Origin of the sequence: Mesorhizobium sp. M7A.F.Ca.ET.027.03.2.1 (genome assembly GCF_003999175.1) — a bacterium.
In the GTDB taxonomy this organism is placed as follows: Bacteria; Pseudomonadota; Alphaproteobacteria; order Rhizobiales; family Rhizobiaceae; genus Mesorhizobium.
Map to the genome: position 1 here is coordinate 1 of NZ_RZOM01001535.1, position 989 is coordinate 989.

General features: G+C 66.1%; 2 protein-coding genes. Both read left to right on the forward strand.

The window, feature by feature from the left end; all coding sequences use genetic code 11:
* The coding region (locus EN750_RS36235; RefSeq protein WP_145968279.1) for an ABC transporter permease at positions 1 to 478 on the forward strand (478 nt) is incomplete at its 5' end.
* A gap of 235 nt (positions 479 to 713) precedes the next feature.
* Positions 714 to 878: a hypothetical protein gene (locus EN750_RS39770; RefSeq protein ID WP_164898927.1), complete on the forward strand. Its 165-nt coding sequence runs from the start codon at positions 714 to 716 to the stop codon at positions 876 to 878.
* The last annotated feature ends 111 nt before the right edge of the window (positions 879 to 989 follow it).

The following is a 989-nucleotide window of genomic DNA, read 5'->3' on the forward strand; positions in this document are numbered from 1 at the left end:
GATCGGCCCCGTGCCGGTGCCGGCGCTGATCTTCGCCGCGGCCGCCATCCTGTGCCACATCGTGCTGCGCTACACGCGTTACGGGCGCGCTGTCTACGCCGTCGGCGGCAATGCCGAGGCGGCAAGGCTGTCGGGCCTGCGCGTCGACCGTATCCTGATCTCGGTCTATGTCATCGTCGGCTTCTTCGCCGGGCTTGCCGCTTTCGTGCTGTCGGCCAGGCTGAACTCCTCCGAAGCAGTCGCCGGTATTGGCTACGAGCTGACGGTCATCTCGGCCGTCGTCATCGGCGGCACCTCGCTGTTCGGCGGCATCGGCTCGGTCGGCGGTACGGTGGTCGGCGCGGCGCTCATCGGCGTGCTGCAGAACGGGCTGCAGTTCAACAACGTCTCGTCCTATACGCAAAGCATCGTCATCGGGCTCATCCTGATCCTGGCGGTGGCGTTCGACCGGTGGCTGAAATCGCGGGTGAGAAGGTGAGGGGGACGGTTCTCCCTTCTCCCCCTGTGGGAGAAGGTGGCCTCGCGAAGCGAGGTCGGATGAGGGGTGTTCCAGGGAACGCCAACGCCCCATTCCGTCACGCACCCCTCATCCGTCTCGGCGCTATCGCGCCGATCCACCTTCTCCCACAAGGGGAGAAGGGGAGCCCCCTTTCTTGCAAAACAGCCGTCCTTTGCTAGAAAGGTTTTGGCGGGTGGCATCGTGAGAGAACCTCATGTTTGCCGATATTATCAGACCGATCACCCTAGGTTTTTCGCTGCTGCGGCGGTTCTGGCTGCAACTCGTGGCACTCGTGCTGGCCGGCGTGCTGGTCGGCGATCTCCTCATGCAGCTCGCGGCGAAGGTGGCGCTGGCCAATCACTTCGCCGGGCGCGGCTGACATAGGCGCGCGCCGGCTGGACCCGCCAGCGCCCGGCATCGATGACGGCATCGGACGGCAATTGCGGCGGGGCGTGGGGGGGGAGGGGGCCGGACGCACCCATCAGGCCGG

Coding starts and splice junctions, on each gene's coding strand:
- EN750_RS39770 (WP_164898927.1), top strand. CDS start 714: ATGTTTGCCGATATTATCAGACCGATCACCCTAGGTTTTTCGCTGCTG.